The sequence below is a fragment of the Pseudomonas sp. NPDC099000 genome (assembly GCF_044759925.1).
Lineage (GTDB): Bacteria > Pseudomonadota > Gammaproteobacteria > Pseudomonadales > Pseudomonadaceae > Aquipseudomonas.
This window is the reverse complement of record NZ_JBIWAF010000026.1, coordinates 1-18,265: the sequence shown is the minus strand read 5'-3', so window position 1 is coordinate 18,265 and position 18,265 is coordinate 1. Positions and strand designations below refer to the sequence as shown.

Below are 18,265 nucleotides of genomic sequence, written 5' to 3'. Positions count from 1 at the left end.
CTTGATATCTACTTAATAAGTTTGAGCGGAATACACGTCATAGGTTTTCTGGATCATCAGCGTTGCGCTGAACCGTTCGCGCACCCGCTTGCGGCTTTCGGTGCCGAGTTCCAGTAACTTTTGTTTCTTGATATTCACTAATATATTGCCGAGCGCTTGGTGATCGCCGGCGGAAAATATGTAGCCCGTCACGTCATGCGTGACCAACTCAGGCAGCGAAGTACAGTCACTGGCGATAACGGGCACGCCCATGGCCATGCCCTCGAGGGGAACCATGGCAAAACCTTCCCAGCGGCTGGGGACAATCAGGGCATCGGCGGTTTTATAGAGGGCATTGACTTCGGCCGGGGTTACCCAAGGCAGGTATTCAACGGCGTCAATGACGGGGCACTCTACCGATTCCTCATTCACGGCACTGCCGACCACCGTCAGTTTCAAGTCGGTGCGCTCGACTTCCGTGAACGCCTTGAGCAAAACATCAAAGCCCTTCTGATAGTCCAGTCGCCCCACAAATAAAAGTTGAATATCCGTGCACTGACCGGACAGGCTCTCATCGTTTTTATAATGAATGCCGTTGTAGATCAGTTTCATGCGGTGACGGTCGATACCGAACGAGGCCGCTTTATCCAGTTCATATTGGCTGACACAGATAATGACATCCGTGACTTTTTGCAAAAGCCGCTCAATCAGTGAATACACTTTCTGTTTGGCCGGAGAACTTTCCATCAAGAACGAAAACGCGTGCGGGCAGTAGATGATTTTCGGAGCCCGCCAAGGGCGCATGACCAGACACACACATCGGCCAATGACCCCGGAAAACGTACTGTGCAAGTGCACGACATCCGGTTTTTCCTTGAAAATCACTCGGATGAGTTGCCAGGCAAACCGCAGCAGGGAGACGACGTCTCTCTTGTTCCGAGAGAACGTCCTGATGTCTTTTTCATCAATGCCATGCAGTTCTTTCTTCTGGTCGAACGGGATCAAATAGACCAGTTCATACTGCTGGTCGTCGTCCTTGGGAGGGGTTGATATCGTCCGGATGACCGTCGCAACGCCACCTTTAATCGTTTCCGCCACATGTAGTATTTTTTTCACAATTCACCCAATTCCATGAACGTAGTCGCAGGGCAAAAGAAACCCGGAAAGTGGTTAACGACCGTTAATCCACTCTCAACCTGATTACCTGGCAGATAGAATTCGCATCACGACTTGTCAGAGGCGTATTCGTAGTTGTAATAGCCATAACTGCCATTACCGTAATAACTGGACGCCCGCTTCTCGACGCCGTTAAAAATCGCGCCTTTCAATTCGATACCGTTTTGAGCAAACCGACGAATCGTCAATTCGATCTCTTTGGCTGGATTTACACCGAAGCGCGTCACGATCAGATTAATGGCGGCTTCACGACCAACGATTGCCGCATCGGTCACGGCTAGAAGAGGTGGCGTGTCGATGATTACCACGTCGTAGAGCTCGCTTAGTTCTGCGAGTAGTTCTCTGAAGTTGGCATGCATCAATAGCTCTGACGGGTTGGGCGGTACCTGTCCACGGCTGATGAAATGCAGGTTATCGATTTCGAGTTTATTGATCGCTTGCTCAATACTGCAGCGCTTGGTCAACAGATCGGACAAGCCATTACTGATCGGAGTCGCCAAGGTCTTGTGCAGATGACCTTTGCGCATATCGGCATCGATCAGTACGACCCTCTGCCCGCTTTGAGCAATGACCGCGGCCAGGTTAGAGGAGACAAACGTCTTGCCGACCTGGGGGCTCGGGCCGGAAATCATGATTCGATTGTTAGTCGCATCCAGCCCTGCAAAATGCAGGCAGGTTCGCAAGCTGCGTATCGATTCGATGGACAGGTCGGTGGGGTTACGCAGGGCCAATAGAAAAGACTGGCTGTTGACGCCGTCGCCCAGCCGGACTTTTTTAGTGTCCTCTTCTTGTTGCAGGGTACTGTAAGGAATGGAGGCATAGACCGGCAGACCCAGTTGCTCGATGGCTTCCGGCCCTTCAAGTCCTCTACTCAGCGATTTACGCACTAACACCAGCGCTACACCGACAAACCCACCCAGCAAAGTCGCAACCAGTACGATCAGGGCCTTGCGAGGTTTGACCGGGGTAGTGATGTCGACATCCGCCGTATCAATCAGCCGCGCATTGCCGACCGCCCCTGCCCTTACGATGTCGAGTTCCTGGGATTTGTTCAGCAGCTGGGTATAGATTTGTGTCGCCACTTCCACATCACGTGTCAGGTTCAACAGCTCCTGTTGTGTGGCCGGAAGCCCCTGGACTTTCTTTTCCAACCCTTGTCGCTGTTTGTTCAAATCCCCCATCTGCGCCATCAAGGCGCGGTAGGCCGGGTGCTCTCGGGTGAACTTTCGATCCAAGTCCGCTTGCTGGAGTTTCAGGTCCGAGATGCGCGTATCCAGCACCACCATCTGTTCCAGGACAGACTTGGTTTCGAGGGAGATGTTGACTGTATTTCCGTGGGTCTGATAGCTGTTCAGTGCGTTGCTGGCTTTGACCAGATCGTCTTTGACTTGCGGGAGTTGTGCCTGCAGGAACTCCAGACTCTGGGCAGCCTCGGCAGAAGTGCGTTGCACATTCTGCTGCACATAAAGCCTTGAGATCTTGTTGAGAATCTTCACCGCCAGGGTGTAGTCGGTGCTGGCCAGGGCCAGACTTATGATGCCCGACTCTTTACCTTGCTCGGAAACATCGAGGACGTCCTGGTAATTCTGAATGGTGACAATGCGTGGATTGCGCACGACTTCAAATTTAGTGCCCGGATTCGCCACCATGCTCGCGATAAGGACCTCGACACCCTGCTGTGCGATGGCTTTGCCTGTAGCGCCATCGGCCAACAAACCGCCGTTGTCATCGTAGAGTTTGAATCTATTCTGCTCTTCGGCAACCAGCATCAACTTCTTGCCCAACAGTTCAGCCGGCAGATCGAGTTGTTCGATATCAAGACGCTCGCCTCCCCATGCATAACTGTTCATGCCAAATCGCGGAGGCGACACACTTTCCGTGGGGCTGCTTTTATAGCGCCGAGCAAGAAAGCCACCGACGACGGGGAAGGTGTTGGGCGTTATCACAATATCAAGACGCAGATCATCGACCGTTTTACCGATAACCGCGCGAGACTTGATGATGCCGATCTCGGTAGCCGCCGGTGATTGTCCACCGAGCATGCTGCTGATATCCGAGAACCCTAACATGTCGTTCTTTTTCGGCTCGACCTGGACCAGGGCGTTCGCCAGATACACGGGCGGCGATAAAATCGAATACGCGGCACCGGTCACCATGAACGCCCCGGTGATGGCACCTATTAACCATTTATGGTCAATCAATGTGCCTAATAAACCGAGCAGATCAATCTCGTCTCTCTCTTTATCCCGGGTGCTGATTACTGACGGTAACTGCATAAGGTCTATTCTTTTACCATTATTACTAATCTGAAAATCATCCATCAACGTCCGAGGCGCTGCGCCCATGAGCAAACGGCATCTTCAATCAATGCATGGGCATGGACAAAAGCAGCTTTTCCTTGACGATACGGGTCCTTTATTTCGCGTTCACTCTGCCACTTCCCCAGAAGAAACACTTTGCCCCTGGCGTGTGATGCAATCTTTAGTACGCCCTGTACATGCTCTTTTTCCATGACCAGAATGAGATCTGATTCATTGACAATGGCGGGCGTAATCTGCCGCGCTTTAAACCCTTCGGCTTCGTGGCCCCGTTCTTCAAGAACCCGAAGTGCGTCGGGCTCCATAGCCTCACCCACCCGCGCGTTCAATCCCGCGGAGGTCACTGAGATACTTGAAGGTTGCAGCGCATGGCGAAGCAACAGTTCAGCGGTAGGACTTCGGCAAATATTGCCGACGCAGACCACAAGAATCTTTCTGAACAAGGCTACTCTTCCCCTGTAGTGTCGAATCGGCCCACGTATTAACGAGGATATAAATGAACCAACAAGACCGTCCCGCATTCAGAGAGGGATCCATCATGAAAATACTTTCGTATTAAATACCACGACACACAAAAAACGCCCAACCAGAAAACCGGACCATAAATAACACTCGCGATCCGGAAGTTATTTATCCGACCAATATTAACAATGGGCACCGGGACTAGCCGATTGATGATATCGCTGTAACAACCGACTAATGCTATTTTCACCCTGCCCCATGCCCGGGACGACAACAGGAATTCCCCGTTATGCCCTCCACGCGTTTCCTACTGATTGCCACTTCAACGCTATGTGTACTTGGCGCCTTCAGCCACGTTTACGCGAGCCAGGCTTTTTCAGCGCTGGCCCAGGACAACAAGACAATAGGCGTTCAGGTGAAGATTCAGAATTTCTCGACCACCGACGCCCATCAGATCAAAGCCTCAGGGTTCGGATTCGTGCGCCTTGGCGTATGGACCAACAGCCTGGGTAACCCCGCGTATCAACACCAGATCAATGAAGCCTTCGCTGCTGCCAAATCCGCCGACCTGCCGGTATTGATGACCGTTCGCTCAACCCAAGCGTTAACCCACAAAACGCAAAGCAGTGGCAGTGATCTCACCGCTGCGGGGGATTCATTCGCGAACTCGGTCATCGGTCTGGAAAACGCCTTCAGTACGCAACTTGTCGCCATTGAAATCTGGAATGAACCGGACTTGCCAAAATACTGGCCTACCCAGAATTTTGAAGTAGCGTTTGTGCCGTTCATGAGCGCAGTGTGCAGCGCGTTACAAAAGCGGGATCACTCAACACCCCTGATCGGGTTTGGATTCGCGAAAGCGCCCACCAAAGACTCCAAGGCGACCATCGCACTGACTGAAATCCTGAAGGAACACCCCCAATGCCTCAGTGCTGTTTCGTATCACCCCTATGGCAGGTCGGGCACCGAGATCAGCAGTACTCAAGCGTTTATCCTTGATAACTTCCATGTGCCGGGGGTCATTACCGAATGGGGAGTGCCATCGCTCAGTTCCATCGGAGGCACCGCCGGACAAGCATCACGCATTACAAGATTCATCTCGGATGTCAAAAAACTGAACATACCGCTGACCTCCCTTTACGAATGGAAAAACAGCGATTCTGGCAGTAATGATCGCGAGCGAAGTTTTGGATTAAAGTCGTCCGATGGAAAATCAAAACCTGCGGAAGCTGCCGTCAAACTGTTATTGAAGTAACGCTGACAAATGACCGCGCGCACCGTTAACAGGGGCTTTTATTAATCCACTCCGCATAACTCGCGGCGTCCATTGCCAGCGACTCCTCAACAAGCACCTCGAACAATACGGCTTGCGCTTCATACCGCAGGTCATGTTTGGATTTTTGTGAGTCGTTCATTTGTTCCATCAACACACGAGTGACTTGACTGGGCATGCTGTGTTTCACTCGATTTAGCCAGGCGGGAATTTTCTTTGCGGCTTTAACCCTTCCCATTTGAACCAGACCCGTCATATTGTCCGGGTGGTTCTTCTTTGATGCGGCCATCAGCCCTTCAAACACTTCGGTCAATTTCTTCAGAACATAACCGAGAATAAAGTCATCAAAGGCCTCCACAATTGCAGACACCCGCTCCCCTTGTGAAGTCATTTCCCCATCCAATGCCTACATTTATCCGCGCCACATTACACGCCATCCGAGTTGCACTAATTGACATCTTATAACAGCTGAACTCGACCATTTTTAACACCAGTTGGTGCCCGAATGCAGGCATGCCAGCTCAGGAGCCAGAGTTGCCAGAGTGCCGTCAACGGTCAGTTACTTTGAACCTGCGCGCGGTTTTGGCATCGTATTTACCGACACCCGCGCCCCGCCTTTCAAACATCCGTTTTCCGGTTGTTGCCAACGGGGCCACCGATACGTACATGCGCCCTTGAGTGGCTGTCAGCGCTCGGGTAATGTCATTAGACCCATAGGACAGAGCACGCCCATGACTTCCAAGCTGGAACAACTCAAACAAATGACCACCGTCGTTGCCGACACCGGCGACTTCGAAGCTATCGCTCGCGTAAAACCCGTCGACGCTACCACCAACCCTTCCCTGCTGCTGAAAGCGGCCGCCATTCCCGGTTATGCCGAGCTGCTGAATGCCTGCGTTCACGACTGCAAAGGCGATGTGGGCCTGGCCAGCGACCGTTTTGGTGTTGCGGTAGGGCAAGAAATTCTAAAAGTGATCCCTGGCCGTATTTCCACCGAAGTGGATGCGCGCCTGTCGTTCGACACTGACGCCGTATTGAAGCGTGCGCACCGTCTGATCGACCTGTACGACAAGGCTGGCATTGGCCGTGACCGCGTGCTGATCAAGATCGCTTCCACCTGGGAAGGCATCCGCGCTGCCGAAATTCTGGAAAAAGAAGGCATCCAGACCAACCTGACGCTGCTGTTCTCGTTTGCTCAGGCGGCGGCGTGTGCTGACGCCGGGGTGTTCCTGATTTCGCCGTTCGTAGGCCGCATCTACGACTGGTACAAGAAAGCCAACGGCAACGACTACACCGGCGCGGATGATCCGGGCGTGCAGTCGGTGACGCGCATCTACAACTACTACAAGGCCAATGACTACAAGACCGTGGTCATGGGTGCGAGCTTCCGCAACCTGAATCAGATTGAGCAGTTGGCCGGGTGTGATCGCCTGACCATCAGCCCGGATCTGCTGGAGAAGCTGGCAGCGGACACTGGCAAGCTGGAGCGCAAGTTGGCCCCGGGTCATGCCGGTGAAGCTCGTTTGAGCCTGAATGAAGCGCAGTTCCGTTGGTTGTCCAACGAGGACGCAATGGCGACCGAGAAACTGGCTGAAGGTATTCGTCAGTTCGCTCGCGACCAGGAAAAACTCGAAGCATTGCTGCAAGCCAAGCTCTGATCCAATAAGAGCAAACGCAAAAAGGGCGAACCCTCACAGGTTCGCCCTTTTTTGTGCGCAGTCGCTTATGGAATCAGTGACGCTCCAGGGCATTCACCAGATCATGAAACGCTTCACGATTGGAGTCGTTCAGTCCCATGAGGATCTTGTGCGCTTCGAGCACTTTGATCCGCACGACTTCTTCGGACTGATCCTGGTCTGGCAGGTCGGTCAGGCATTCAGGGCACGGGATCGGGCGGTCAACGATGTTGAACACTTGCTCGAAGCCCATGGACTGCAGCAGACGGGTGATGTCTTCGTGGGTGGTGACGACAGTCGGCAGCAGGCCGACCTTTTGCCGCGAAAGGATTGACAGTTTGGCCAGCAGGCCAAGGGTGGTGCTGTCGATGCTGCGGGTTTCGGTCAGGTCGATCACGATCGCGTTGAAGTTCAACGCGGTGAAGATCCGCTCAATAGTCGCATCCAACGCCGAACACAGGGTCAGGCGAACTTCACCGACGAACTTCAGGACGAAGGTGCCATCCTGCTCGGCGAACTGGATTCTACCGGTACTCATTAAAGATTCCTGCTCAACACCAACAGGGCGATATCATCCGGCATCTCCCCTAGCGTGGCCAATCCAAAAACCTGCCGCAGACCATCCAGGCTGCCGCCCGCTGCCTTGACCCGTTGGGGCAAAGCCGCTTCTTTTTCTTTGAGTGTAGGTTCTGGCAAAAGGTCCAGAATGCCATCGGACATCAGCGTCAGGCTGAACGTCGGCGGCAACTCCAGCACATGGTCTTCATAAGTGGCCTCATTAAAGAGGCCCACCGGCAGACCACGCCCTTCCAGATAACGAACACTGTCCGGCGTGTACAACACAGGCAACGGCAAATGACCGCCGATGCTATAGGTCAACAAACCTGTCTCCTCGTCGATGACTCCACCGACCATTGTGACGTGTTTACCCAGCTTACAACTGATCAGGCCTCGGTTGATATGACCAAGGACCTCTGAAGGCTTGAATTCCGGCAATGTGCCGCTGCGCTTGGATTCGAACAGCAAGCGCGTGGTCATGAACTTCAGCAGCACGGTAACGAAGGCTGAAGAGGCGCCATGACCGGAAACGTCCGCCAGGTAGAACGCTACCCGACGCTCGTCGACCCGAAAGTAGTCAACGAAATCACCCGACAGGTACAGCGACGGGATGATCTGGTGAGCAAACTGGAACTCGTCGATGGTCCAGGGGCTGACCGGCAGCATGTTCATCTGTACCTGGCGACCGGCGTTCTGGTCTTCCTGGAGCAGGTTCAGGCTGGCGGCGAGCTCGCGGTTAGCCTTTTCCAGCTTCTCGCGGTAGCGCTGGTTTTCCAGCAGCAGGCGCGCGCGATCCAGGGCCCGGCGCACAGAGTGCTCGAGCACAGCCAGATCTTCGAGAGGCTTGATCAGGTAGTCCGCCGCGCCCAGGCGCAGGGCCTCGACCGCGTCGTTCATCACGCCGGCGCCCGAAACTACAATCACCGGGGTTTGTGGTGACAGCTCGGTGACCTGGCGAATGAGTTCGAGTCCGCCCATCTGTGGCATGCGCAGATCGCAGATGACCAAGTCGGGCTTGTCTTGCTCGAATACCTGAAGACCCTGTTGGCCATTGCTGGCCTGCAGGACACTGAAACCACTGTCTTCCAAGTAGGCCGCGAGGCTCGCGCGCACTACTTCGTCATCATCGATTATCAGCAGCGTGGCACTGGTTTTTGGCATGTGGGCAAACGGCGCCAGAATTAGGTTGGCGTAGCAGGCACGGGTTTTATCCCGGCTCACACTACTGGATTCGCTTTCTAGCCTCTCTGTCGCACCGTTTTCGGGCGTTTGCCCTACACACAGGTCCACCAGAGGTGCCCTTCTAAGGCGCAGACGGTACTCCCATCCGCGGGGCGTTTCAAGCTCACGCCGATGGTCGCTTGACGTCTTTACTTGTCAAATCACCGGGAGTTATAAGAACAGGCAAATCCGTAACCCAATGGAAGGATGAAGCCCATGAGCCAAACCGATCGGGACTACAGCGAAAAGCGCGATTTCATCCGCATGCGGGTCGATGCCGATGTGTCGCTGATTCACGAAGGCGATGAGGTGCCAGCCGTCTGCATCGACCTTTCCAGCAGTGGCATGCAGGTTGAGGCACCCCGCCTGTTCAAGGTCGGTGACCGGCTCAGCGTGCGTATCGATTCCGATCACGCAGCGCTCAAAGGCCTTGAAGCCGACACCGAAGTGGTATGGGTAAGGGAACAGGACGGCGGCAGTCAGAAACTCGGGCTTACAATCTTGAAGATGAAATAAGCCCGGACCCAAACGAAAGAAGGCGGCCGATTGGCCGCCTTCTTCATTTTACCGGTCGAGATCAAAAATCGTCTTCGACCTGGCCGTCTTTGACTTTGAACTCGCGGTTCTGCAAATACGCATTGCGGATGAAGGTGTATTTGTCGCCGCTGATCAATTTCTCGCTCGACAGCAAGCTGGCGCGGGTGTCGACGATGTTCAGGCCGAAGATGGAGTTACGTACCGGCACATCGTGGATATAGCGGTACGGGCCGGTGTAGCCGTCGACGTACTTCGATGGCGCATCACGCAACGTGCTTGGACCCAACAGCGGCAGCATGACGTACGGGCCGCTGCCCACGCCCCAGTAACCGAGCGTCTGGCCGAAGTCTTCGTCGCTACGATTCAGGCCCATTTTAGTGCCGACGTCGAAGAAGCCCAGCAGGCCGAAGGTGGTGTTGAAGATCAGACGCGCAGTGTCTACGCCCGCGGCAGCAGGTTTGACCTGCAAGACGTTGTTCGCAAGGTTGGTGACATCACCGACGTTGCGGAACATGTTGTGAATGCCGTCTTCCAGAAACTGCGGCGTCACGAACTCGTAGCCTTGAGCGATTGGCTTGAGTGCGTAAGTGTCGACGAAGTCGTTAAACTGGAAGATTGGACGGTTGACGCTTTCCCAAGGGTCTTCTTCCGTGGCAGCCTGGGCTGCGAACGGAACCAGCAATACGCTGGCACACACACAAAGCTGAGCTAGACGATTGCTCCAGCGCATAGAGAAACTCCTTGGATTGTACTGGCGAGGGCGCTTGGCCCAGGCGATAAGCTGGCTAGTATAAGACGGAAAAGCCGGTTTAGGGCAGCCTCGCTCGTGATGACCTACGGATGATTCGTCCTGACTGAGAGCGCTTCACATCAGTGTCATTCAACTGTCACCGGCAGCTTATAGCCTTGTCGTTATTTCAGGGATGTCGATATGCCGCACGCCGAAGCCTTGCCCCTCGCAGCACCCAGCCTGACCGCCGTACTGTTCGGGCTCAGTGGTTGCCTGGTGGATTTCGGCGCCCGGATGCGCCAGCACGACACTCGCACGGCCGAGCACGCCGAGGTCACGCCCGGCGCGCTGGACAGTCTGAACAGCTTGCAACGCCAGCAGATTCCTTGTGCCTGGCTCGACGAGTTGCCCCCCGCCCTCACCCATTCCCTGGCCGGCGCCCTGCCTGCGTGGATCAAACCTTCGCAACACCCCGCAACAACAAATCCGTGGCCGGCGCCGAACGCCTGCTGGCAAGCCTTGATGGCATTGAATGTCGATCAACTCGATGGTTGCGTGCTGGTCAGCGGCGAACCGCGATTGCTGCAATCGGGACTGAATGCCGGGCTGTGGACGATCGGCCTCGCGTCCTGCGGCTCGCTCTGCGGCCTGGCGCCCATTGAATGGCAAGCCTTGAGTCAAAAGGAGCGCGAACACCTGCGCGGCAAAGCGACGGTGCAGCTGTTCAGTCTGGGCGTGCATTCGGTGATCGATCATTTGGGTGAACTCGACACGTGCCTGGCCGACATCAGCCTGCGCCGGCTCAAGGGCGAAAAGCCCTGATCGAGATCATGCAGGCAACGCAGGAGTGGATTAATCTAAAGGCAAGCCATAGACCTTTGGCGCGCTGCTGCGGTCTATGCCAGTGCCTATCGATAAAAGGAAGAACGCCATGCCTGCCCGCGAACTGCAACAACAGCTCAATACTCTGCGCGAGCAATTGGAACAGAATCCACCGCTGACCGAAGCCGAGCGCGAAGACCTGCACGCGCTGATGCAACAGATAGAACTGGAGCTCGAGCTCGAAACCAAAACCCAGGACACCAACCTCGCCGACAATGTGAACCTGGCCGTCGAGCGCTTCGAAATTGAACACCCTACCCTTGCTGGCACCTTGCGCAACATCGTGCAAGCCTTGGCCAACATGGGGATCTGAAACCGCCAGATGCAAAAAGCCCCGCCAGTGATGGCGGGGCTTTTTCATATCCGCAATTTGAAATGCAATCCACCTGTGGGAGTGAGCATGCTCGCGATGGCGGAATATCAGACAACATTGATGTTGGATGTACCGTTCTTATCGCGAGCAGGCTCGCTCCTACATTAGATCTTCATTGACGGACCAGGCGGTGGTTCGGCAGTTGAACGGTTTCAGTGCTGCGATACGGATTGATGTCCAACCCACCGCGCCGCACGTACCGCGCATACACCGTCAACTTCTCCGGTTTCAGCAACCGCTGCAAGTCGAGGAAAATCCGCTCCACGCACTGTTCATGGAAGTCCGAGTGCTGGCGGAAGCTCACGATGTATTCCAGCAGACTCGCGTGATCCAGCGCCGCGCCACGGTATTCCACCGCCACGCTGCCCCAGTCCGGCTGGCTGGTGACCGGGCAGTTGGATTTGAGCAGATGGCTGTGCACGCTCTCTTCGACAATCCGCGAATCATCGCAACGCAGCAGCTCCGGGCGCGGATGCTCGTAGTTGCTGACGCTGATCTCCAGATCGTCGATGCATACACCCGGCAACGCCACGACGCCTTCAGCTTCGACATCCTTGAGGCTGCGAATCCGCACGCCAACCGGCTTGCCGGCAGCGGCCGACAGGTCTTTCACCAGCGTCGCTTCAAGGGTCTCGGTATCGGCAAACGGCGTCTGATTCAACGAGTTCAGGTACAGCTTGAACGACTTCGATTCGATGATGTTCGGCGAATCCGCCGGGATGCTGAATTCGCCAATCGCCACCACCGGCTTGCCGGACGGCAACAGCCACGACAGCTCGAAGCAATTCCAGAAGTCCACACCCTTGTAAGGCAGGGTCTGCGCCGTCAGGCCCAACTCGGCCCATTTCGCGGTGCGCGGGATCGGGAACAGCAAGGACGGCGTATAAGTGGCGATGTATTCGCTGGATTTGCCCAGCGGCGAGTGTTCGGCTGCGGGATGCATGGCGGAAACCTGACTGAAGAATCAGCGGATTCTACCAGCCTTTGCGTCGGCCTTTGAGTGCTTACTGACTGACAGTCAGTTTGCCGACCATGCCCGCCTGATAATGGCCAGGAATGTTGCAGGCAAATTCCAGGTTGGTGGCCTTGGTGAAGGTCCAGGTCAGCTCGGCCGTTTTTCCCGGTTCGACGAGGACGCTGTTCGGGTCGTCGTGTTTCATCATGCCGTGATCCATGGCAGCCATCGAACCGTGGTCCATTTCCTTCATGCCTGTAGGCGTGAGCATGCCACTCTGCTGCATCTTCATCATTTCCTGTTGATGCCTGGCATGCATCGCCGCATCGCCCAGGTTGAATTCGTGCAACAACTGGCCTTTATTCACCAGCACAAAACGAACCGTCTCACCGGCCTTGAAATCGATCGCCTTAGGGGTAAACGACATGTCACCCATCACCACCTCGACACTGCGGGTAGCCTTGGCCGCCGGGGCCGGTTGACCGAAATCGTAGGTATGCGCCGGCACTGCCCCCACCGGCGAGCCTAGCGCCAACAAACACGCGGCCAGCCCCAGAGATTTGCGCAAAAACATAGTCGTACTCCAACAAGATAAGGTTCAGCCTGTGGAAAACTCTAAACTGTCGCCACTGCCCGCAACCTGACAGCCAGATTACAACGTTGTCAGGTTGACTTGTATTCACGCTGCCCACGGTATAAAGCGTTCGTTCCACTTGCCTCGAGTTGCCCATGAAACTGCTGATCGTCGAAGACCAACCGAAAACCGGCCACTACTTGCGCCAGGGCCTGACCGAGGCCGGTTTCAACACCGAACTGGCGGCCGACGGTAACACCGGCCAGCAACTGGCATTGAGTGGTGAATACGCGCTGTTGATCCTGGATGTAATGCTACCCGGTCGCGATGGCTGGCAAATCCTGCAAGCGGTGCGGGGCGCCGGTCTCGATACGCCGGTCCTTTTTCTGACGGCGCGAGATGCGGTGGAGGACAGAGTCCACGGCCTCGAACTCGGCGCCGACGATTACCTGGTCAAGCCGTTCGCCTTCTCCGAGTTACTGGCGCGGGTCCGCAGTCTGCTGCGACGCGGCAGTGCTTCGTCTCAGGAAACCAGCCTGCAACTGGCCGATTTGCGCCTGGATTTGATCCGCCGCCGGGTGGAACGCGGCGGTCAGCGCATCGACCTGACTGCCAAGGAGTTCGCGCTGCTGGAAATGCTCCTGCGGCGCCAGGGTGAGGTGCTGCCCAAATCACTGATCGCCTCCCAGGTCTGGGACATGAATTTCCACAGCGACACCAATGTCATCGAGGTCGCGATCCGCCGTTTGCGCCTGAAGATCGACGATGAGTTCCCCAACAAGCTGATTCATACCGTGCGCGGCATGGGTTATGTCCTTGAAGAGCGTCCTGTCTGATGCGTGGACTTTCGCTGAGCAGTCGTCTGGCGCTGCTGTTTGCGGCCTGTACCGCCGTGGTTTCATTGTTTGCCGGGGTGTTGTTCAGTCGCGGCAGCGAGGCGCATTTCATCGAACTCGATCAGCAGTTGCTGGACGGTAAATTGATGGGTTTGCGCCGCGCGCTGCACGACGTTCAGTCGAGTGAAAGCGAAGTCAGACTGGCGGATGAACTGAGTCGGCAGGCGGACCTGTCGCTGCGCATCACCGGCAGCGATGGCCAGCGCTGGTATGACAGCTCGACACGCCTGCCGGAAAAGCTCCCGCAAAAACCCGGCTTATCCACGATGAACGACGACGGCACCGATTATCGCGTGCTGAATGCGCCGTTATTTGTCGACCGGCCAGACTCACCGCAACTGACCTTGCTGCTGGACATCACCCATCACCAGCACTTTCTGCAACGCATGCAGCGCCTGATCTGGCTGACCGTCGGCTTGTCAGCCCTGGCCACCGCGTTGCTCGGTGCGTGGGCGGCGCGCAGTGGTTTGCGTCCGTTGCGGCGCATGAGTGCGATCGCCAGCGGTGTTTCGGCGCAATCGCTCAATGCCCGACTGCCCGAAGAGAATATGCCGTCGGAACTCACCGAACTGGCCCACAGCTTCAACGCCATGCTCGGACGCCTCGACGACTCTTTTCAGCGACTCTCGGCGTTTTCCGCTGACATCGCCCATGAACTGCGCACGCCGCTGTCGAACCTGCTGACCCACACCCAGGTCACCCTCACCCGCCCTCGACCTATCGAGGACTACCGCGAAGCGCTGCACAGCAACCTCGAAGAACTGCAATGGATGGCGCAACTGGTCAACGACATGCTGTACCTGGCCAAGGCTGACCATGGGTTGCTGACGCCCAAGCGGGAATCCCTGGAGCTGGCCGCAGAAGTGGATGTGTTGCTGGAGTTTTTTGCGCCGCTGGCCGAAGACGCCCGAGTGACGCTGAGCCGTGAGGGCAGCGCGCAACTGGAGGGTGACCGCAGCATGTTGCGGCGGGCGCTGTCCAATTTGCTGGATAACGCGTTGCGGTTTACGCCTGTCGATGGCGCAGTGCGAGTGCGGATTGTTGATCAGGTCAAAGGCTTGAGCCTGACCGTCGAAAACAGTGGTGAAGAAATTGACGAGGCGTTGCTACCGCGTGTGTTTGATCGCTTCTACCGGGCTGATCCGGCGCGTCAGGAAGGCAGCAATGAACATGCGGGGTTGGGATTGGCGATAACCCAGTCGATCATTCGTGCCCATGGCGGGCAGATTCGGTGTGAATCGGATGGAGGATGGACAAGGTTTGTGATTGAGTTGCCGAAGGGGGATTGAGGCCAGCAGGTCTGGCCCCATCGCGGGCAAGTCGGTGTAACGGCTTACGAATACCGCAACGCGTGAGCCGGCTCGATCTTCGCCGCACGCCACGCCGGGTAAACCGTGGCAAGGAAGCTCAGGACGAACCCGGCGGAGCAGATCAACAACACATCCCCACCCTGCAATTCCGACGGCAAGTTACTGACGAAATACACATCCGAACTGAAGATGTGCTGGCCACTGACCCGCTCCACCCACCCCACCAGCTCACTGACGTTCAACGCCGCAATCACGCCGAGCACGCCACCGATCAAGGTACCGACAACCCCGATCACCGTGCCCTGCACCATGAAGATCGCCATGATCTGCCGCGGTGTCGCGCCGATGGTGCGCAGGATCGCGATGTCCGCGCCCTTGTCGTTCACCACCATGATCAACGTTGCGATGATGTTGAACGCCGCCACGGCGACGATCATCAGCAACAGCAGGCCGATCATGGTTTTTTCCATCTTCATCGCACTGAACAGACTGCCCTGGGTGTGGGTCCAGTCGTCGGCCCGGTAAGCGGTGCCAAGACCCGAAGCCACATCGCTCGACACCTTCGGCGCCGCGTACAAATCCTTCACGGCCAGACGCACGCTCTGCACCTGGTTCGGTTCCCAGTGCTGCATCTGCGCGGCATCGGCGACGTGGATCAGCGCCATCGAGCCATCCAGCTCGGCACCGACCTTGAACACGCCCACCACGTTCAGCCGCTGCATGCGCGGGGTAATGCCGCCCGGTGCGGTGCTGACTTCCGGCACGATCAGGGTGATCTTGTCACCGACATTCAAGCGGAAACGTCGCGCGGTGATCTCGCCGATTACCACGCCGAACTCGCCCGGCTTCAATGCATCGAGACGGCCCTGAACGATGTGCTGGGCAACGATCGACACCTTGCCTTCCAGCGCCGGGTCGACACCGCTGACCTGGATCGGCTGCATCGTGCCCTTGTAGGACAGCATGCCTTCCATCTCGGTGAACGGCACCGCCGCCGTCACTTCAGGATTGTTCATCGCCGCGGCGGCCACCGGCTGCCAATCGTCGATAGGGTTCACGCCGACGATGGTCGCGTGCGGCACCATGCCGAGGATGCGCGAGCTCATTTCGCGCTGGAAGCCGTTCATCACCGACAGCACTACGATCATCGCCAGCACGCCGAGGGCGAGGCCGATCATCGAGGTCATCGAGATGAAGGAAACAAAGCGATTGCGGCGCTTGGCGCGGGTATAGCGCGTGCCGATAAAGATCGATAACGGTCTGAACATTCGCTGGGGCACCGTATAAAAATAAAAGACCCGGCGTACTGTTCAGTACGCCGGGTTTCGGCCAATCAGATGGGCGTCAGGCAACCTTCCTGCAAATGCAGGACGCGATCCATCTGGCGAGCCAGGTTCATGTCGTGAGTCACCACCAGGAACGCCGTGCGCATCGAGGTGCTGAGTTCGAGCATCAAATCCTGAATGCCCTGGGCGGTATGGGAGTCGAGGTTGCCGGTCGGCTCGTCGAGCATCACCAGGCCTGGCTTGTTCACCAGGGCGCGGGCGATGGCCACGCGCTGACGTTCGCCGCCGGACAGTTCGGCCGGTTTGTGCTCAAGGCGATGACCCAGCCCTACCCGCTCCAGCAACGCGGTCGCACGCTGACGCGCTTCCGGGATCGCGGTCTTGCCGATCAGCAGCGGCATGCAGACGTTTTCCAGGGCGGTGAACTCAGGCAGCAAATGGTGGAACTGGTAGACGAAACCCAGTGACCGGTTGCGCAAAAGGCCGCGATTCCTCTCGCTCAGGGCCGACAACTCCTCGCCGTCGAGCCAGACGCTGCCCTTGGTTGGCGTGTCGAGACCGCCCAACAGGTTGAGCAAGGTACTTTTGCCCGAACCTGAAGTGCCGACAATCGCCACGCGCTCACCCGGGTGCAACTCCAGTTGCAGACCGGCCAGCACTTCTACCGACTCCGGGCCTTCCTCGTAGGATTTGCCCAGGTCGCGGCAGCTCAAGATTGCTTTATCACTCATACCCAACTCACTCATAACGTAGCGCCTCCGCAGGCTGGGTGCGCGCGGCACGCCAGGCTGGATACAGGGTGGCGAGGAAACTCAGGACCAACGCGGCGGCGCAGACCATCAATACGTCCTGGCTCTGCACTTGCGACGGCAGGTAATCGATGAAATACACGTCGGCGTTCAGGAATTTGTGGCCGATCAACCCTTCGAGGGCAGAGATCGCGGCGCTGACGTTCAGCGCGGCGAAGATCCCGACCACCGCGCCGATCAACGTGCCGATCACGCCAATGACCGTGCCCTGGACCATGAAGATCGCCATGATCTGCCCCGGCGTGGAGCCCAGGGTGCGCAGAATCGCGATGTCGCCCTTCTTGTCATTCACCACCATCACCAGCGTGGAAATGATGTTGAACGCGGCCACAGCGACAATCAGCAGCAACAGCAGGCCGATCATGGCTTTTTCCATGCGGATCGCCTGATACAGATTGCCGTGGGTGCGCGTCCAGTCGCGGGCGTAGAAATGGTCTTCGCCGAGTTGCTGGGCGATATTCCACGCCGTGCGCGGGGCCTGGAACAGGTCGTCGAACTTCAGGCGGATGCCCTGGACCTGATCCGGCTTCCAGCGATGCAGCTTCGCCAGGTCCTGCAGGTTGGTCACGCCCAGATACCCGTCGATCTCACCAGCGCCGACATGAAAAATGCCGACCACGGTAAAGCGTTTCATGCGCGGGAACATCCCGGCCGGGGTCACCGTGACTTCCGGTGCCACGAACGTCAGCTTGTCGCCGACCGCGGCGCCGAGTTTAGCGGCCGCCTTGTCACCGATGACGATGCCGAAACTGCCCGGCGTGAGGTCGTCGAGTTTGCCCTGCTGCATGAAGTTATCAATGATCGAGACCTGGCGTTCCAGCGCAGGGTCGATGGCATTGAGCAGGACTTTGGAGACCTTGCCGTTGTTGGTCAGCAAGCCCTGCATCTGGGTGAACGGCGCCACGGCCGTCACCTGCGGGTTCTGCTTGACCTTGGTGGCCAGGCTTTGCCAGTCGCTGATCGGTTCACCGGACTCGATGGTCGCGTGGGGCACCATGCCCAGCACGCGGGTGCGCATCTCATGATCGAAGCCGTTCATGACCGAAAGCACGACAATCATCACGACCACGCCGAGGGCGAGTCCGATCATCGAGGTCAGGGAAATGAACGACACAAAATGATTGCGACGCTTTGCACGGGTATAACGCGTGCCAATAAATACGAAGATTTTTATTAACATTTATGGGATTTTTGTGTTGTATTTTTATAGTGTTTGTGTTTGTGTTGTTTTAGGTGGTTTACTTTTATTT

At 56.7% G+C, this 18,265-nt stretch carries 19 protein-coding genes; 7 read left to right on the top strand and 12 right to left on the bottom strand.

Annotated features, from left to right (window positions below; all coding sequences use genetic code 11):
- Positions 1–12: 12 nt before the first annotated feature.
- The 3 genes from ACIQV9_RS23510 to ACIQV9_RS23500 form a co-directional block, all read right to left on the bottom strand.
- Positions 13–1,095, bottom strand: a complete 1,083-nt coding sequence (locus tag ACIQV9_RS23510; RefSeq protein ID WP_403106555.1) for a glycosyltransferase — start codon at positions 1,093–1,095, stop codon at positions 13–15.
- Between the two features lie 107 nt (positions 1,096–1,202).
- Positions 1,203–3,431, bottom strand: a complete 2,229-nt coding sequence (locus ACIQV9_RS23505) for a polysaccharide biosynthesis tyrosine autokinase (protein WP_403106678.1) — start codon at positions 3,429–3,431, stop codon at positions 1,203–1,205.
- Positions 3,432–3,475: 44 nt separating this feature from the next.
- The gene (locus ACIQV9_RS23500) at positions 3,476–3,916 is read right to left on the bottom strand and encodes a low molecular weight protein-tyrosine-phosphatase (protein ID WP_403106553.1); all 441 of its coding nucleotides are present in this window, start codon (positions 3,914–3,916) and stop codon (positions 3,476–3,478) included.
- A 308-nt stretch (positions 3,917–4,224) separates the two neighbouring features.
- Here ACIQV9_RS23500 and ACIQV9_RS23495 point away from each other — a divergent pair, with 308 nt between their 5' ends.
- Positions 4,225–5,190: a glycosyl hydrolase family 5 gene (locus tag ACIQV9_RS23495; RefSeq protein WP_403106550.1), complete on the top strand. Its 966-nt coding sequence runs from the start codon at positions 4,225–4,227 to the stop codon at positions 5,188–5,190.
- Between the two features lie 25 nt (positions 5,191–5,215).
- Here the strand turns inward: ACIQV9_RS23495 and ACIQV9_RS23490 are convergent, their stop codons facing one another.
- Positions 5,216–5,599 carry a hypothetical protein gene (locus ACIQV9_RS23490; RefSeq protein WP_403106547.1) on the bottom strand — a complete coding sequence of 128 codons (384 nt, stop codon included), beginning with the start codon at positions 5,597–5,599 and terminating at the stop codon, positions 5,216–5,218.
- Between the two features lie 340 nt (positions 5,600–5,939).
- Here ACIQV9_RS23490 and tal point away from each other — a divergent pair, with 340 nt between their 5' ends.
- Positions 5,940–6,866 carry a transaldolase gene (gene tal / locus ACIQV9_RS23485; RefSeq protein ID WP_403106544.1) on the top strand — a complete coding sequence of 309 codons (927 nt, stop codon included), beginning with the start codon at positions 5,940–5,942 and terminating at the stop codon, positions 6,864–6,866.
- A gap of 73 nt (positions 6,867–6,939) precedes the next feature.
- Here the strand turns inward: tal and rssC are convergent, their stop codons facing one another.
- The gene (gene rssC / locus ACIQV9_RS23480) at positions 6,940–7,422 is read right to left on the bottom strand and encodes an anti-sigma factor antagonist RssC (protein WP_007935262.1); all 483 of its coding nucleotides are present in this window, start codon (positions 7,420–7,422) and stop codon (positions 6,940–6,942) included.
- Positions 7,422–8,603, bottom strand: coding sequence for a two-component system response regulator RssB (rssB, locus tag ACIQV9_RS23475; RefSeq protein WP_010456296.1), 1,182 nt, complete (start codon positions 8,601–8,603; stop codon positions 7,422–7,424). The genes rssC and rssB overlap by 1 nt, the downstream gene beginning before the upstream one ends.
- Positions 8,604–8,879: 276 nt before the next feature.
- Here rssB and ACIQV9_RS23470 point away from each other — a divergent pair, with 276 nt between their 5' ends.
- A complete protein-coding gene (locus ACIQV9_RS23470) occupies positions 8,880–9,179 on the top strand; it encodes a PilZ domain-containing protein (RefSeq protein WP_403106541.1) in 300 nt (99 codons plus the stop codon).
- A 61-nt stretch (positions 9,180–9,240) separates the two neighbouring features.
- On the opposite strand, the gene ACIQV9_RS23465 is transcribed toward ACIQV9_RS23470, so the two are convergent.
- On the bottom strand, positions 9,241–9,930 hold the full coding sequence (locus ACIQV9_RS23465; RefSeq protein ID WP_403106538.1) for a VacJ family lipoprotein: 690 nt from the start codon (positions 9,928–9,930) through the stop codon (positions 9,241–9,243).
- A gap of 201 nt (positions 9,931–10,131) precedes the next feature.
- Here ACIQV9_RS23465 and ACIQV9_RS23460 point away from each other — a divergent pair, with 201 nt between their 5' ends.
- Positions 10,132–10,752 (top strand): HAD family phosphatase, encoded by a 621-nt coding sequence (locus ACIQV9_RS23460; protein ID WP_403106535.1) that lies wholly within the window; start codon positions 10,132–10,134, stop codon positions 10,750–10,752.
- Positions 10,753–10,861: 109 nt separating this feature from the next.
- A complete protein-coding gene (locus ACIQV9_RS23455; protein ID WP_403106532.1) occupies positions 10,862–11,125 on the top strand; it encodes a DUF4404 family protein in 264 nt (87 codons plus the stop codon).
- 172 nt (positions 11,126–11,297) lie between these two features.
- Here ACIQV9_RS23455 and queF read toward each other — a convergent pair whose 3' ends face one another.
- Positions 11,298–12,128, bottom strand: coding sequence for an NADPH-dependent 7-cyano-7-deazaguanine reductase QueF (gene queF, locus ACIQV9_RS23450; RefSeq protein ID WP_403106529.1), 831 nt, complete (start codon positions 12,126–12,128; stop codon positions 11,298–11,300).
- A gap of 61 nt (positions 12,129–12,189) precedes the next feature.
- Entirely contained in the window at positions 12,190–12,714 is a 525-nt protein-coding gene (locus ACIQV9_RS23445) for a plastocyanin/azurin family copper-binding protein (protein WP_403106526.1), read from the bottom strand.
- Between the two features lie 155 nt (positions 12,715–12,869).
- On the opposite strand from ACIQV9_RS23445, the gene ACIQV9_RS23440 reads away from it, so the two are divergent.
- Positions 12,870–13,550, top strand: coding sequence for a heavy metal response regulator transcription factor (locus ACIQV9_RS23440; RefSeq protein WP_403106523.1), 681 nt, complete (start codon positions 12,870–12,872; stop codon positions 13,548–13,550).
- Positions 13,550–14,899, top strand: coding sequence for a heavy metal sensor histidine kinase (locus ACIQV9_RS23435; RefSeq protein ID WP_403106520.1), 1,350 nt, complete (start codon positions 13,550–13,552; stop codon positions 14,897–14,899). Before ACIQV9_RS23440 ends, ACIQV9_RS23435 begins: the two co-directional genes overlap by 1 nt.
- Before the next feature lie 44 nt (positions 14,900–14,943).
- Here ACIQV9_RS23435 and ACIQV9_RS23430 read toward each other — a convergent pair whose 3' ends face one another.
- The 3 genes from ACIQV9_RS23430 to ACIQV9_RS23420 form a co-directional block, all read right to left on the bottom strand.
- The gene (locus ACIQV9_RS23430; protein WP_403106518.1) at positions 14,944–16,188 is read right to left on the bottom strand and encodes a lipoprotein-releasing ABC transporter permease subunit; all 1,245 of its coding nucleotides are present in this window, start codon (positions 16,186–16,188) and stop codon (positions 14,944–14,946) included.
- 65 nt (positions 16,189–16,253) lie between these two features.
- On the bottom strand, positions 16,254–16,937 hold the full coding sequence (lolD, locus tag ACIQV9_RS23425; RefSeq protein ID WP_403106515.1) for a lipoprotein-releasing ABC transporter ATP-binding protein LolD: 684 nt from the start codon (positions 16,935–16,937) through the stop codon (positions 16,254–16,256).
- A 7-nt stretch (positions 16,938–16,944) separates the two neighbouring features.
- Positions 16,945–18,195, bottom strand: a complete 1,251-nt coding sequence (locus ACIQV9_RS23420) for a lipoprotein-releasing ABC transporter permease subunit (RefSeq protein ID WP_403106512.1) — start codon at positions 18,193–18,195, stop codon at positions 16,945–16,947.
- Positions 18,196–18,265 lie beyond the last annotated feature (70 nt).